Genomic DNA, 13,313 nt, shown 5'->3' with positions numbered 1-13,313 from the left:
TAAATTGAAGTAAGCGTCCGATTCACTGCGGAAATCGGGGTAATCACGGTCGACGCGGCGCGAATCGTGTGAGCCGGTGCCGGGGAGGAGAGGGGCGGCGGAAGGGGAAACACGCGACGCCGGCCTGGCCCGCCGTGATGGCGGGCAGGCGCGGGCGCCGTTTGAAGCAGCGTGAAGCCGGGCAATCAGGCGTCCGGATACCACGCGTCGGTGAATTCGCTGACCTTGACGTCCGTCAGTTCCGGACGGGCGGCCAGCCATCCGCGCACGAGTTCGCGGTCCGCGTCGGTCGTCGTGCCGCGCGGCGCGCCGGAGATCACGTACGCGCCGATGCCTTCGTCCGCGGACGCGACGGTCAGCAGCCCGTTCGCTTCGACGAAGTCGATGAACGCATCGATCAACTGGCCGCGCTCGAGGTCGGTCATGTCGTTGCGGTAGTGCGCGGTGGCGTTGAACGCGAGTTCCTGGAATTCGCCGATGTGGAGTTTCTTGCGCTGGCGGCGGTTGTGGCCTTGGCTCATGGTGTGGGGTGAATGCGAAAAGGGTCAATGAAAGGGCGGCGGCAGGTGCCGGCGCGGCATGCGCGAACAGCCCGGCCACCGCAGCGGGGCGCCGCGCGGCGCTGCCGGCGGCGGATGGGCGGAAGGTTACATCAGCACGATATCGTACTGCTCCTGGCTCAGATTCGACTCGACCTGCAGCGACACCGGCTTGCCGATGAAGTCGATCAGCATCGCCAGATGCTGCGACTCTTCATCGAGGAACAGGTCGATCACCTGCTGCGCGGCGATCACGCGGAACTCGCGCGGGTTGAACTGCCGCGATTCGCGCAGGATCTCGCGCAGGATGTCGTAGCACACGGTGCGCGACGTCTTCACCTGGCCCTTGCCCTGGCAGGTCGGGCACGGTTCGCACAGCACGTGCGCGAGCGATTCGCGCGTGCGCTTGCGCGTCATCTCGACGAGCCCGAGTTGCGAGAAGCCGTTCACCGTCACGCGCGTGCGGTCGCGCGAGAGCGCCTTCTTCAGCTCGGACAGCACCGCGTCGCGATGCTCGGCGTTCTCCATGTCGATGAAGTCGATGATGATGATCCCGCCGAGGTTGCGCAGCCGCAGTTGCCGCGCGATCGTGTGCGCGGCCTCGAGGTTGGTCTTGAAGATCGTGTCGTCGAAGTTGCGCGCGCCGACATAGCCGCCCGTGTTCACGTCGATCGTCGTCATCGCCTCGGTCTGGTCGATCATCAGGTAACCGCCCGATTTGAGGTCGACGCGGCGCGACAGCGCGCGCTGGATCTCCGTCTCGATGTTGTACAGGTCGAACAGCGGCCGCTCGCCCGTGTAGTGATGCAGCTTCGGGCTCACGGCCGGCGTGAACTCGCCCGCGAATTCCGCGAGACGTGTGTACGTCTCGCGCGAATCGACCTGGATGCGCGTCGTGTCGTCGTTCGCGAAATCGCGCAGCACGCGCTGCGCGAGATCGAGATCCTGGTACAGCAGGCTTGTCGCCGGCAGCCGCTGCGCCTGCGCGACGATCGTCGCCCACGTCTTGCGCAGGTACGTGACGTCGCCGGCCAGCTCGTCGGAGGTGGCGTCCTCGGCGATCGTCCGCACGATGTAGCCGCCTTTCTCGTCCGGCGGGATCACGGCGGTCAGCCGCGCGCGCACGGCCTCGCGCTCGGCCTCGCTTTCGATCTTCTGCGAGATGCCGATATGCGGTTCCTGCGGCAGGTAGACGAGCGTGCGGCCCGCGATACTGACCTGCGTCGACAGCCGCGCGCCTTTCGTGCCGATCGGATCCTTGATCACCTGGACCATCAGCGTCTGGCCTTCGAACACGATCTTCTCGATCGGCTGGTGCGGCGCGCCCGACTGCGGCTCGCCCGCGAGGCGCGGATGCCAGATGTCGGCGACGTGCAGGAACGCCGCGCGCTCGAGGCCGATGTCGATGAACGCCGACTGCATGCCGGGCAGCACGCGCACGACCTTGCCGAGATAGATGTTGCCGACCCGCCCGCGCGACAGCGTGCGCTCGACGTGAAGCTCCTGCACCGCGCCTTGCTGGACGAGTGCGACGCGCGTTTCCTGCGGCGTGAGGTTGATCAGGATTTCTTCGTTCATGGTGCGGTTCAGAAGGCGACGCGTGCGGTACGCAGCAGCGCGGCAGTCTCAAAAAGGGGCAGACCCATGATACCTGAATGGGATCCGTCGATTCGCTCGATGAATTCGGCCGCGCGGCCCTGGATCGCGTACGCGCCGGCCTTGCCGAACGGCTCGCCGGTTTCGACGTAGCGCACGTATGCGTCGCGCGACGCGGCCGCGAAGCGCACCGACGAGCGCGACAGCGCGGGCGGCAGCAGCTCGCCGCTGGCGTCGATCACGGCGACGGCGGTCAGCACCGCGTGTTCGCGGCCGGCGAGGCGGGTGAGCATCGCGAGCGCATCGTCGGCGTCGGCCGGCTTGCCGAGGATCGCGCCGTCGATCGTCACGGTCGTATCGGCCACCAGCACCGGCGCGGCCGGCTTGCCGCTCGCGACGAGGCGGGCACGCGCGGCCTCGGCCTTCGCGACGGTCACGCGCCGCACGTACGCGTCGGCGGCTTCGCCGGGCAGTTCGGCCTCGAGCGCCTCGGCGTCCTCGTCGGGGCGCGGCAGCAGCAGCTCGAAGCGTACGCCGATCTGCTGCAGCAGCTCCTGGCGGCGCGGGCTTTGCGAAGCGAGGTAAAGCGTCTGGAAAAGCGGGGTCGGGAAAAGCGCGGGGGACGTGCTGGACGGCATGGTGTCGTTATCTCGTTGAGCGCGCGCGGCGCGCGTCTCGAGGACGACACGTCATGCGCGGTGGTAGGGGTGATTCTGCGTGATGCTCCACGCCCGGTAAAGCTGTTCAGCGAGCAGCACGCGCACCATGCCATGCGGCAGCGTCATGCTCGAGATGCGCAGCAGCACGTCGGCGCGCGCTTTCAGTTCCGGATCGAGCCCGTCGGCGCCGCCGATCACGAACGCGACGTCGCGGCCGTCCTGCTGCCAGCCGGGCAGCGCCTGCGCGAGCTGCATCGTGGTCCAGTCGCGGCCGCGCTCGTCGAGCGCGACGAGGCGCGCGCCCTTCGGCAGCGCGGCCTCGATCTTCTGCCGCTCGGCCGCCATCACGCTTTCGGCGCTGCGACCGCCCGAACGCAGCTCGGGCTTGATTTCGCGCAACTCGATGCGCAGCTCGGGCGGCATCCGCTTCGTGTATTCGTCGAAGCCGGAGGCGATCCAGCCCGGCATCTTGTGGCCGACCGCGAGGATGAAAAGCTTCATCGGGACACGCGTGACGGCTTAACGGCGGCGGGCGGCCGTCTTGCGCGCCGGGCGTGCGGGCGCTTCTTCCTCTTCCTCGTCATCTTCGCTCGCCGTCGCGAAGCCGTTGCCCTTGCCGCCGCCGAGCTTCATCCGCACGGGCTTGTCGCCCCAGATTTCCTCGAGGTTGTAGTACTGGCGCAGCGCCGGTTGCAGGATGTGCACGACCGCGTCGCCGCAGTCGACCAGCACCCATTCGCCGGTGTCCTCGCCTTCGGAGCTGACGACGTCGCCGCCGGCTTCCTTGACCTTGTCGCGCACGTTCGACGCGAGCGCCTTGGTCTGGCGGTTGGAGGTGCCCGATGCGACGACCACGCGGTCGAACAGTTCGGTCAGGTGGCTGGTGTTGAACACCTTGATGTCTTGCGCCTTGACGTCTTCGAGGGCGTCGACGATCACGCGCTGCAGTTTGCGAATATCCATGGATTCAGGAATGGTAGAGGCGATGTTGAAGAATATAGGCCCATACGGCGGCCGGCACATGTTCGGCCGACGCGTCGGGCATTTGCGCATGGCGTGCGATGCATTCGCGCAGGTGCGCGCGGATGTCGGTCGCGGCGATGTCGAACGAAAGGGTCGTATCGATCAGCAGGCGGCCTGCCGGCGTGGCCTTCAGCACGTCGGCGCCGGCCTGCCGCGCGGTGATTTCCCGCGCGACGTCCGGCGGCGCCGCGCCGAGCTCGAAGCCCGGGCGCGTCGACACGCCGATGTGCGCGTAGTCGAACAGCGTGCGCCAGTCGCGCCACGTATCGAGGCGCACGAGCTGGTCCGCGCCGATCAGCAGCGACAGCGACGCATCCGGGCCGATCCGCTCGCGCCAGCGCGCGAGCGTCTCGACCGTGTAGGTCGGGCCGGTGTGCTCGATCTCGTCGGTAGCGACCGTTACGGTCACGCCCGGCACGGACAGCGTGCCGGCGGCCGCGCGCGTCATCGCGAGCCGGTGCTCGGCGGCCGACACGTCGCGCTTCTGGTACGGCTGCCCGGCGGGCAGCAATACGAGTTCGGTCAGGTCGAGCAGCTCGGCGAACCGGCGCGCGAGCGCGAGATGGCCATCGTGGATCGGGTCGAAGGTGCCGCCCAGCAAGCCGATACGGCGCGGCAGCGGGGCGGGGCGGGCGGTGGTGTCCAGAAACGCGTCCTTTCGTTGGGGCAGCGGGGGGCGCGGGCTCAGACCCAGTCGCGCGGCACGAGGAAGTCGCTATACAGCCGCGCTTCGGCCGAACCCGGCTCGGGTTGCCAGTTGTAGCGCCAGTTCGCGACCGGCGGCATCGACATCAGGATCGACTCGGTCCGGCCGCCGCTTTGCAGGCCGAACAGCGTACCGCGGTCGAACACCAGGTTGAATTCGACGTAGCGGCCGCGGCGGTAGGCCTGGAAGTCGCGCTCGCGCTCGCCGTACGGCAGCTCGGCGCGGCGCTCGACGATCGGCAGGTAAGCGTGCAGGAACGCATCGCCGACGCTTTGCATCAGGTCAAACGAGCGTTCGAAACCGGGCTCCGAGAAATCGTCGAAGAAGATCCCGCCGATGCCGCGCGTCTCGTTGCGGTGCTTCAGGAAGAAGTATTCGTCGCACCACTGCTTGAAGCGCGGATAGAGCTCGATGCCGAACGGATCGAGCGCATCCTTGCAGGTCTGGTGGAAATGCCGCGCGTCGTCCTCGAAACCGTAAACCGGGGTCAGGTCCATGCCGCCGCCGAACCAGAACACGGGCGCTTCGCCCGGTTTCGTCGCGATCAGCATCCGCACGTTCATGTGCACGGTCGGGCAGTACGGATTGCGCGGGTGCAAAACGAGCGACACGCCGAGCGCCTCGAAGCCGCGGCCCGCGAGCTGCGGGCGCGCTGCGCTCGCCGACGGCGGCAGCGCATCGCCCGCCACGTCGGAAAAGCCGATTCCCGCGCGTTCGAACACGCGGCCGCCTTCGAGAATCCGCGTGCAGCCGCCGCCGCGCAGGCGTTCGGCCGGCCCGCGCTGCCACGTGTCGGTCGCGAGCGGCGTGCCGTCGAGCGCGCCGAGCGCGTCGGCGATCCGTGTCTGCAGGCCCTGGAGGTACGTGCGCACACGCGCCACGTCGTAGGTCGAATCGGTCATGTCTGGACTGGCTGCCCCCGCCTGACGCGGGGGCCGTAAAAAAAGCGTCTGCCGGGCATTCTATCGAACCCCGGCAGAGGGGCCGCCGCCGCGCGGGCGCGGGGCGGCGATGGCGACGTCACGCGCTCTTGCGGTTGAGCGCGCGGAAGCCGATGTCGCGGCGGTACTGCATGCCTTCGAAGTTGATCTGGTTGATCGTGTCGTACGCATGCTGCTGCGCTTCGCGCACCGAATCGGCGAGGCCGACCACGCACAGCACGCGGCCGCCGGACGTCACGAGCTTGTCGCCGTCGGCGAGCGTCGTGCCCGCATGGAACGTCACGGCCTGTTCGGTTTCGGCCGGGATCCCGTTGATGCGGTCGCCCTTGCGCGGCGCGTCCGGGTACCCGTGCGCGGCCAGCACGACGCCGAGCGCGGTGCGGCGATCCCAGTCGAGCTCGACCGTGTCGAGCGTGCCCGCAATCGCCTGTTCGACGACCTTCGAGAAATCGCTCTTCAGGCGCGCCATGATCGGCTGCGTTTCCGGGTCGCCCATCCGGCAGTTGAACTCGAGCGTGCGCGGATTGCCGTCCTTGTCGATCATCAGGCCCGCGTACAGGAAGCCGGTGAAGCGGATGCCGTCCTTCTCCATCCCGCGCACGGTCGGCATGATGATCTCGCGCATCACGCGTGCGTGCATCTGCGGCGTGACGATCGGCGCGGGCGAATACGCGCCCATGCCGCCGGTGTTCGGGCCGCGATCCTCGTCGAGCAGGCGCTTGTGGTCCTGGCTGGAAGCCAGTGCCAGCGCGTGCTTGCCGTCGACCATCACGATGAAGCTGGCTTCCTCGCCATCGAGGAATTCCTCGATCACGACGCGCGCGCCGGCATCGCCGAGCTTGTTGCCCGACAGCATCATGTCGACGGCCGCATGCGCCTCTTCGAGCGTCATCGCGACGACGACGCCCTTGCCGGCCGCGAGGCCGTCGGCCTTCACGACGATCGGCGCGCCCTTCGCGTCGAGATACGCGTGGGCGGCGGCCGCATCGGAGAAGGTTTCGTAGTCGGCGGTCGGAATGTTGTGGCGCTTCATGAACGCCTTCGCGAAATCCTTCGAGCTTTCGAGCTGCGCGGCTTCGCGGGTCGGGCCGAACACCTTCAGGCCGCGTGCGCGGAACAGGTTGACGATGCCGGCCGCGAGCGGCGCTTCCGGCCCGACGAGCGTGAACGCGACGCCTTCGCGTTCCGCGAAATCGGCGAGTTCGTCGAGCGACGTGATGTCGACGTTCTTCAGACGCTCGTCCTGCGCCGTGCCGCCATTGCCGGGCGCGACGTAGACCATCTGGACGCGCGGCGACTGCGCGAGCTTCCACGCCAGTGCATGTTCGCGGCCGCCGGAACCGACGACGAGTAGTTTCATGGGATTCCCCGCAGACTAGAAAACAGGGCGGCCGGCACGCTCAGGCGCGCCGGCCGCGGAATCGGTCGGGCCGCCGCCGCGACAGGTGCGCGGCGGCCGGCATCTCATTCCTCGACGATGACGGCGTTCGTATACACGTCCTGCACGTCGTCGAGGTTCTCGAGCGCGTCCAGGAGCTTCTGCATCTTCGCCGCGTCGTCGCCGGTGAATTCGACTTCGTTCTGCGGCTTCATCGTCACTTCGGCGAGTTCGGCCTTGAAGCCGGCGGCTTCGAGCGCGTCCTTCACCGCCGAGAATGCCTGCCAGTCGCACAGCACCTCGATCGAACCGTCGTCGTTCGTGTTCACGTCGTTCGCACCGGCTTCGAGCGCGGCTTCCATCAGCGCGTCTTCCGACGTGCCGGGCGCGAACAGGAACTGGCCGACGTGATCGAACATGAACGCGACCGAGCCGTCGGTGCCCATGTTGCCGCCGAACTTCGAGAACGCGTGGCGCACTTCCGCGACCGTGCGGGTGCGGTTGTCGGTCAGCGTGTCGACGATGATCGCCGCGCCGCTGATGCCGTAGCCTTCGTACCGGATTTCTTCGTAGTTCGCGCCGTCCGCGCCGCCGACGCCGCGATCGATCGCGCGCTTGACGTTGTCCTTCGGCATGTTCGCGTCGGCTGCCTTGTCGACCGCGAGACGCAGGCGCGGGTTCGAGTTGACGTCGCCGCCGCCGAGGCGCGCCGCGACCTGGATTTCCTTGATCAGGCGGGTCCAGATCTTGCCGCGCTTCGCGTCGGCCGCAGCCTTCTTATGCTTGATGTTGGCCCATTTCGAATGACCAGCCATACCTTTCTCCGTGCCCGGGCGCGCAGCGCGGGCGATTGTTTCAGTGTGTCGTTGAATCGGCGGCCGTTTCGGCGGGCATGAAGCCGCGGGGCCGCGCATGTCGAGTGGATCGTGATTTTATCACGCGGCGACCGCCGGTTCGGGGCCGCCGCGCATGGCCGAACGGCCGGGGCGGCCGTCGCGGCGCGCCGGGCCGCGCGGCAGGCGGCGCCGGCGAGTCAGTTCTTGGTGCCGAACAGGCGGTCGCCCGCGTCGCCCAGGCCCGGCACGATGTACGCGTGCTCGTTCAGGTGCGAGTCGAGCGACGCGACGAACAGCTTCACGTCCGGGTGCGCGTCCTGGAACACCTGCACGCCCTCGGGCGCGGCGACCAGCGCGACGAACATGATGTTCGCGGCCGGCACGTTGCGGCGCTTGAGCACGTCGACCGCGTGCACGGCCGAATAGCCGGTCGCGACCATCGGGTCGCACAGGATGAAGATGCGGTCTTCCAGGTCAGGCAGGCGCACCAGGTATTCGACCGGGCGGTGGTCGTCGGCGCGATACACGCCGATGTGGCCGACGCGCGCGGACGGCACCAGGTCGAGCAGGCCGTCCGACATCCCGATGCCCGCGCGCAGCACGGGCACGATCGCGAGCTTCTTGCCCGCGATCACCGGCGCGTCGACCGCCACCAGCGGGGTTTCGACCCGCTTGGTCGTGATCGGCAGGTTGCGGGTGATCTCGTAGCCCATCAGCAGCGTGATCTCGCGCAGCAGTTCGCGGAACGTGCGCGTGGACGTGTCCTTGTCGCGCATGTGCGTGAGCTTGTGCTGGATCAGCGGGTGATCGGTGATGAAGAGGTTCGGGAAACGGCTGTCCTGTTTCATGACGGGGTGCCTTGGCGGCAAAAGGGGATCGGGGGCGGCGGCGGGCACGGGCCGGCCGTCGCTTATGGCCGCAATTTTACCAAGGCGCGCCGCGCGATCCGGATATTATCGACGTCTCACGACAATCCGCGTGCCGCGCACGCCCGTTCGCCCGCCCGTCGGTGGCTGCACGGGGCCGCGCCGGCACGCGCGCCACCAGGGAAGCGACGATGGATCTCGGCATTGAAGGAAAGACCGCGCTCGTATGCGCGGCCAGCAAGGGCCTCGGGCGCGGCTGCGCGGAAGCGCTGGCCGCGGAGGGCGTGAACCTCGTGATCGTCGCGCGTACGCGCGACACGCTGGAGGAAACCGCGGAAGAGATCCGGGCCGGCGCAAACGTGTCGGTCACGGCGGTCGCCTGCGACATCACGACGCCGGACGGCCGCGCGGCCGCGCTCGCCGCGTGCCCGCAGCCGGACATTCTCGTGACGAATGCCGGCGGCCCGCCGCCCGGCGACTTCCGCGACTTCTCGCACGACGACTGGATCCGTGCGCTCGAGTCGAACATGCTGACGCCGATCGAGCTGATCCGCGCGACCGTCGACGGGATGATCGGCCGCGGCTTCGGCCGGATCGTCAACATCACGAGTTCGGCCGTGAAGGCGCCGATCGACGTGCTGGCGCTGTCGAACGGTGCGCGCTCGGGGCTGACCGGCTTCGTCGCGGGGCTGTCGCGCAAGGTCGCGGGGCAGGGCGTGACGATCAACAACCTGCTGCCGGGGCTGTTCGACACCGACCGGATCGCGACGACGCTCGCCGCGTCGGCGCAGGCGCAGGGCGTGACGGTCGACGAGATGCGTGCGCGTCGCACCAGGGACATTCCGGCCGGGCGCCTCGGCACCCGCGCCGAGTTCGGCGCGGCCTGCGCGTTCCTCTGCAGCATCCATGCGGGCTACATCACCGGGCAGAACTGGCTGCTCGACGGCGGCGCATATCCGGGTACGTTCTGACCCGCGCTTTTCGATTCACGACGACAACGACAACCGAACGACGAAGGAACTGGAGATGAGCAAACCCCGCATCGCACTGATTGCGCACGACGCGAAGAAGGACGAGATCGTCGCGCTCGCGGGCCAGTATCGCGAGACGCTCGCGCAATGCCGGCTGGTCGCCACCGGCACGACGGGTGGCCGCATCGCGGCCGCGCACGGGCTCGAGGTCGAGCGCAAGCTGTCGGGGCCGCTCGGCGGCGACCTGCAGATCGGCGCGGAACTCGCCGACGGCCGGGTCGACATCGTCGTGTTCCTGCGCGACCCGATGACCGCGCAGCCGCACGATCCCGACATCACCGCGCTGGTGCGCGCGTGCGACGTGCACGACGTGCCGGTGGCGACCAACGTCGCGACCGCGCGGATGCTGCTCGACGATCTGGCGCGGAACATGCAGGACGTTTGCTAGGCGCGGGCCGCGTCCGATTGTCCCTGCCGGTGGCAGGGCCATGCACGGACGGCGGCGACGCGCGAGAATCGTGCGTCGCCACGCGCGCCTGCCGGCTCCTGCACGAATCGGTGCGACGCGCGCATCGGCGCCCCGGGTTTTCCTGACTGACAGACAGAAGAGGAGCAAAACGATGCCGAAAGCAATCCGATACGACCAGCCGGGCGGCCCGGACGTGATGAAGTGGGTCGATGTCGAGGTCGGCGCGCCGAAGGCGGGCGAAGTCCGCATCCGGCAACACGCCGTTGGGCTCAACTACATCGACGTGTATTTCCGCACGGGCCTGTATCCGCAGCCGCTGCCCGGCGGCCTCGGGATGGAGGCGGCGGGCGAGGTGACGGCCGTCGGCGACGGCGTGACCGCGTTCAAGGCCGGCGACCGTGTCGCCTATGTCGGCCAGCCGCCCGGCGCGTATGCGCAAGAGCGCGTGATGCCGGCCGAGCGCATCGTGAAGCTGCCGGACGGCATCGGCTACGACGACGCGGCGTCGGTGATGCTGCAGGGCCTGACCGCGCATTACTTGCTGCGCCGCACGTACCCGGTGAAGGCCGGCGACACGATCCTGATCCATGCGGCGGCCGGCGGCGTCGGCTTGCTCGTATGCCAGTGGGCGAAGGCGCTCGGCGCGACCGTGATCGGCACGGTCGGCTCCGACGAGAAGGCCGAACTCGCGAAGGCGCACGGCTGCGACCACCCGATCGTCTACACGCGCGAGAATTTCACGCAGCGCGTGAAGGCAATCACGAACGGCGCGGGCGTGCCGGTCGTCTACGATTCGATCGGCAAGGACACCTACATCGGCTCGCTCGACTGCCTTGCGCCGCTCGGCTACTTCGTCAGCTTCGGCAATGCGTCGGGCCCGCTGCCGCCGATCGACTCGAAGGAATTCTCGTCGCGCGGCTCGCTGTTCTTCACGCGGCCGACGCTGTTCTCGTACATCGCGAAGCGCGCCGATCTCGAGGCCGCGGCCGCCGAGCTGTTCGACGTGATCCTGTCGGGGAAGGTGAAGACCAGCATCAACCAGCGCTACCCGCTCGCCGAAGTCGGCCGCGCGCATGCCGATCTGGAAGCACGCAAGACCACCGGCTCGACGATCCTCGTTCCCTGACCCGTCCCCGCATGCCGGCGCGACGCCGGCATGCGCCTGTTGCGGGCGGCGCCCCGGCGCCGTCCGTCCCGCGTCGATTCGCATCCGTCCCGCCCCGCGCGTTTACGCGTTTTTTACACCCGCCCCGATACCTTTGACCCGCCCTTTACGCGCGTTCCCATAAGGTTCTAGTCGTCCGATTTCGACGACGGAGAACATAAAAATGGATGGGGTTTTCATCGGCGCACTGGTGCTCTTCACCGCGCTGACCCTCGGTTTGCTTGCCGGTTGCGACACGCTCGCGCAATACGGTCGCGGGGGGCGGGCATGACCTGGATGCTTTGGCTGGCTGGTGCGTCCACCGCGCTGCTGTTCGCGTATCTCGTCTTTGCGCTGCTGCGCGCGGAGGACATCGAATGAACGCGAACAACCTGTTGCAGACGCTGCTGTTCATCGTCGTGCTGCTGGCGGCGGCCGTGCCGGTCGCGCGCTACCTGAGCGCGGTGATGGACGGCAGTTCGCGCGTCGTGCGCGTGTTCGGGCCGCTCGAACGCGCGCTGTACCGCGTGGCCGGCGTCGACGCCGGCACCGAGATGAACTGGAAGCAGTATGCGGTCGCGACGATCGCGTTCAACGCGCTCGGCGTGCTGTTCCTTTACGGGCTGCTGCGCCTGCAGGGCTTCCTGCCCGGCAACCCGCAGCAGTTCGGCGCGATGACGCCCGACGGCGCGTTCAACACGGCCGTCAGCTTCGTCGCCAACACGAACTGGCAGGACTACGCGCCCGAGCAGACCGTCAGCTATCTGTCGCAGATGCTCGGCCTGACGGTGCAGAACTTCCTGTCGGCGGCGACCGGCATCGTCGTCGTGATCGCGCTGATCCGCGGCTTCGCGCGCCACACCGCGCAGACGATCGGCAACTTCTGGGTCGACCTCACGCGCGTGACGCTGTACGTGCTCGTGCCGATGGCGGCGCTCGTCGCCGCGCTGCTGATGAGCCAGGGCGTGCTGCAGAACATGAAGGCGTACCAGGACGTGCCGGTGTTGCAGGCGAGCACCTACGCGGCGCCGAAGCTCGATACGCAGGGCAACCCGGTGAAGGACGACAAGGGCAACGCGGTCACGGTGCCGACCCCGCTCACGAAGCAGACGCTCGCGATGGGCCCGGTTGCATCGCAGGAAGCGATCAAGATGCTCGGCACCAACGGCGGCGGTTTCTTCAATGCGAACTCCGCGCACCCGTACGAGAACCCGACGCCGTTCGCGAACTTCATCGAGATCTTCGCGATCCTGATCATCCCGGCCGCGCTGTGCCTGGTGTTCGGCCGCATGATCGGCGACCGCCGGCAGGGCGTCGCGGTGCTCGCGGCGATGACGGTCGCGTTCACGATCGCGATCGGCGTCGAGGTGAGTGCCGAGCAGGCCGGCAACCCGACGCTCGCCGCGCTGCACGTCGACCAGTCGGCGGGCGCGCTGCAGTCGGGCGGCAACATGGAAGGCAAGGAAACGCGCTTCGGGATCGCGCAGACCGGCATCTTCACGGTCGCGACCACGGCCGCGTCGTGCGGCGCGGTCGACGCGATGCACGATTCGCTGACGCCGGTCGGCGGTCTCGTGCCAATGCTGCTGATGCAGCTCGGCGAAGTGGTCTACGGCGGCGTTGGCTCGGGTCTGTACGGGATGCTCGTGTTCGCGCTGCTCGCGGTGTTCGTCGCCGGCCTGATGATCGGCCGCACGCCGGAATACGTCGGCAAGAAGATCGAGTCGTACGAGATGAAGATGGTGTCGATCGTCGTGCTGCTCACGCCGCTGCTCGTGCTGGTCGGCACGTCGATCGCCGTATTGGCGGACGCGGGCAAGGCCGGCATCGCGAACCCCGGCCCGCACGGCTTCTCGGAAATCCTCTATGCGTTCAGCTCGGCCGCGAACAACAACGGCAGCGCGTTCGCGGGCCTGACGGTCAGCACGCCGTTCTACAACTGGATGACCGCGATCGCGATGTGGTTCGGCCGCTTCGGCACGATCGTGCCGGTGCTGGCGATCGCCGGTTCCCTCGCCGCGAAGAAGCGCATCGCGGTGACGAGCGGCACGCTGCCGACCCACGGCCCGCTGTTCGTCGTGCTGCTGCTCGGCACCGTGCTGCTGGTGGGCGCGCTGACCTACGTGCCGGCGCTCGCGCTCGGGCCGGGCGTCGAGCACCTGATGATGTGGCTGGGCGCGTGATG

15 protein-coding genes are annotated in these 13,313 nt (G+C 68.3%); 5 read left to right on the top strand and 10 right to left on the bottom strand.

The window, feature by feature from the left end; translation table 11 throughout:
• Positions 1-185: 185 nt before the first annotated feature.
• From H0X90_RS10245 to upp, 10 genes are all read right to left on the bottom strand, one after another.
• Entirely contained in the window at positions 186-521 is a 336-nt protein-coding gene (locus tag H0X90_RS10245; RefSeq protein WP_006490771.1) for a YggL family protein, read from the bottom strand.
• A 126-nt stretch (positions 522-647) separates the two neighbouring features.
• Positions 648-2,117: a ribonuclease G gene (gene rng / locus H0X90_RS10240; protein WP_006490773.1), complete on the bottom strand. Its 1,470-nt coding sequence runs from the start codon at positions 2,115-2,117 to the stop codon at positions 648-650.
• Positions 2,118-2,125: 8 nt separating this feature from the next.
• A complete protein-coding gene (locus tag H0X90_RS10235) occupies positions 2,126-2,773 on the bottom strand; it encodes a nucleoside triphosphate pyrophosphatase (protein ID WP_006497036.1) in 648 nt (215 codons plus the stop codon).
• 51 nt (positions 2,774-2,824) lie between these two features.
• On the bottom strand, positions 2,825-3,295 hold the full coding sequence (gene rlmH, locus H0X90_RS10230) for a 23S rRNA (pseudouridine(1915)-N(3))-methyltransferase RlmH (protein WP_006484265.1): 471 nt from the start codon (positions 3,293-3,295) through the stop codon (positions 2,825-2,827).
• A gap of 18 nt (positions 3,296-3,313) precedes the next feature.
• The gene (gene rsfS / locus H0X90_RS10225; protein ID WP_006484266.1) at positions 3,314-3,757 is read right to left on the bottom strand and encodes a ribosome silencing factor; all 444 of its coding nucleotides are present in this window, start codon (positions 3,755-3,757) and stop codon (positions 3,314-3,316) included.
• Positions 3,758-3,761: 4 nt separating this feature from the next.
• On the bottom strand, positions 3,762-4,505 hold the full coding sequence (locus H0X90_RS10220) for a nicotinate-nucleotide adenylyltransferase (RefSeq protein WP_077188899.1): 744 nt from the start codon (positions 4,503-4,505) through the stop codon (positions 3,762-3,764).
• Complete coding sequence (hemF, locus tag H0X90_RS10215) at positions 4,502-5,425, bottom strand: oxygen-dependent coproporphyrinogen oxidase (RefSeq protein WP_006484264.1); 924 nt, start codon at positions 5,423-5,425, stop codon at positions 4,502-4,504. Before hemF ends, H0X90_RS10220 begins: the two co-directional genes overlap by 4 nt.
• Positions 5,426-5,543: 118 nt before the next feature.
• Positions 5,544-6,824 (bottom strand): phosphoribosylamine--glycine ligase, encoded by a 1,281-nt coding sequence (purD, locus tag H0X90_RS10210; RefSeq protein ID WP_006484263.1) that lies wholly within the window; start codon positions 6,822-6,824, stop codon positions 5,544-5,546.
• A gap of 104 nt (positions 6,825-6,928) precedes the next feature.
• The gene (locus H0X90_RS10205) at positions 6,929-7,657 is read right to left on the bottom strand and encodes a YebC/PmpR family DNA-binding transcriptional regulator (RefSeq protein ID WP_006478227.1); all 729 of its coding nucleotides are present in this window, start codon (positions 7,655-7,657) and stop codon (positions 6,929-6,931) included.
• Positions 7,658-7,875: 218 nt separating this feature from the next.
• The gene (gene upp / locus H0X90_RS10200; RefSeq protein ID WP_006481871.1) at positions 7,876-8,526 is read right to left on the bottom strand and encodes a uracil phosphoribosyltransferase; all 651 of its coding nucleotides are present in this window, start codon (positions 8,524-8,526) and stop codon (positions 7,876-7,878) included.
• Between the two features lie 209 nt (positions 8,527-8,735).
• On the opposite strand from upp, the gene H0X90_RS10195 reads away from it, so the two are divergent.
• The 5 genes from H0X90_RS10195 (at position 8,736) to kdpA (ending at position 13,311) form a co-directional block, all read left to right on the top strand.
• Positions 8,736-9,515 carry an SDR family oxidoreductase gene (locus tag H0X90_RS10195; RefSeq protein WP_077188900.1) on the top strand — a complete coding sequence of 260 codons (780 nt, stop codon included), beginning with the start codon at positions 8,736-8,738 and terminating at the stop codon, positions 9,513-9,515.
• 55 nt (positions 9,516-9,570) lie between these two features.
• A complete protein-coding gene (locus tag H0X90_RS10190) occupies positions 9,571-9,963 on the top strand; it encodes a methylglyoxal synthase (protein WP_006478230.1) in 393 nt (130 codons plus the stop codon).
• Positions 9,964-10,135: 172 nt separating this feature from the next.
• A complete protein-coding gene (locus H0X90_RS10185) occupies positions 10,136-11,110 on the top strand; it encodes a quinone oxidoreductase (protein ID WP_006481869.1) in 975 nt (324 codons plus the stop codon).
• A gap of 306 nt (positions 11,111-11,416) precedes the next feature.
• The gene (kdpF, locus tag H0X90_RS10180; RefSeq protein WP_006752209.1) at positions 11,417-11,509 is read left to right on the top strand and encodes a K(+)-transporting ATPase subunit F; all 93 of its coding nucleotides are present in this window, start codon (positions 11,417-11,419) and stop codon (positions 11,507-11,509) included.
• Positions 11,506-13,311, top strand: a complete 1,806-nt coding sequence (gene kdpA, locus H0X90_RS10175) for a potassium-transporting ATPase subunit KdpA (RefSeq protein WP_059721345.1) — start codon at positions 11,506-11,508, stop codon at positions 13,309-13,311. The genes kdpF and kdpA overlap by 4 nt, the downstream gene beginning before the upstream one ends.
• Positions 13,312-13,313 lie beyond the last annotated feature (2 nt).

This window comes from Burkholderia sp. 9775_39 (assembly GCF_015712225.1).
GTDB lineage: Bacteria > Pseudomonadota > Gammaproteobacteria > Burkholderiales > Burkholderiaceae > Burkholderia > Burkholderia cenocepacia.
Note: the sequence above shows the minus strand (reverse complement) of the source record. Positions and strands in the feature narration are given on the sequence as shown.

Coding starts and splice junctions, on each gene's coding strand:
- H0X90_RS10245 (WP_006490771.1), bottom strand. CDS start 521: ATGAGCCAAGGCCACAACCGCCGCCAGCGCAAGAAACTCCACATCGGC.
- rng (WP_006490773.1), bottom strand. CDS start 2,117: ATGAACGAAGAAATCCTGATCAACCTCACGCCGCAGGAAACGCGCGTC.
- H0X90_RS10235 (WP_006497036.1), bottom strand. CDS start 2,773: ATGCCGTCCAGCACGTCCCCCGCGCTTTTCCCGACCCCGCTTTTCCAG.
- rlmH (WP_006484265.1), bottom strand. CDS start 3,295: ATGAAGCTTTTCATCCTCGCGGTCGGCCACAAGATGCCGGGCTGGATC.
- rsfS (WP_006484266.1), bottom strand. CDS start 3,757: ATGGATATTCGCAAACTGCAGCGCGTGATCGTCGACGCCCTCGAAGAC.
- hemF (WP_006484264.1), bottom strand. CDS start 5,425: ATGACCGATTCGACCTACGACGTGGCGCGTGTGCGCACGTACCTCCAG.
- purD (WP_006484263.1), bottom strand. CDS start 6,824: ATGAAACTACTCGTCGTCGGTTCCGGCGGCCGCGAACATGCACTGGCG.
- H0X90_RS10205 (WP_006478227.1), bottom strand. CDS start 7,657: ATGGCTGGTCATTCGAAATGGGCCAACATCAAGCATAAGAAGGCTGCG.
- upp (WP_006481871.1), bottom strand. CDS start 8,526: ATGAAACAGGACAGCCGTTTCCCGAACCTCTTCATCACCGATCACCCG.
- H0X90_RS10195 (WP_077188900.1), top strand. CDS start 8,736: ATGGATCTCGGCATTGAAGGAAAGACCGCGCTCGTATGCGCGGCCAGC.
- H0X90_RS10190 (WP_006478230.1), top strand. CDS start 9,571: ATGAGCAAACCCCGCATCGCACTGATTGCGCACGACGCGAAGAAGGAC.
- H0X90_RS10185 (WP_006481869.1), top strand. CDS start 10,136: ATGCCGAAAGCAATCCGATACGACCAGCCGGGCGGCCCGGACGTGATG.
- kdpF (WP_006752209.1), top strand. CDS start 11,417: ATGACCTGGATGCTTTGGCTGGCTGGTGCGTCCACCGCGCTGCTGTTC.
- kdpA (WP_059721345.1), top strand. CDS start 11,506: ATGAACGCGAACAACCTGTTGCAGACGCTGCTGTTCATCGTCGTGCTG.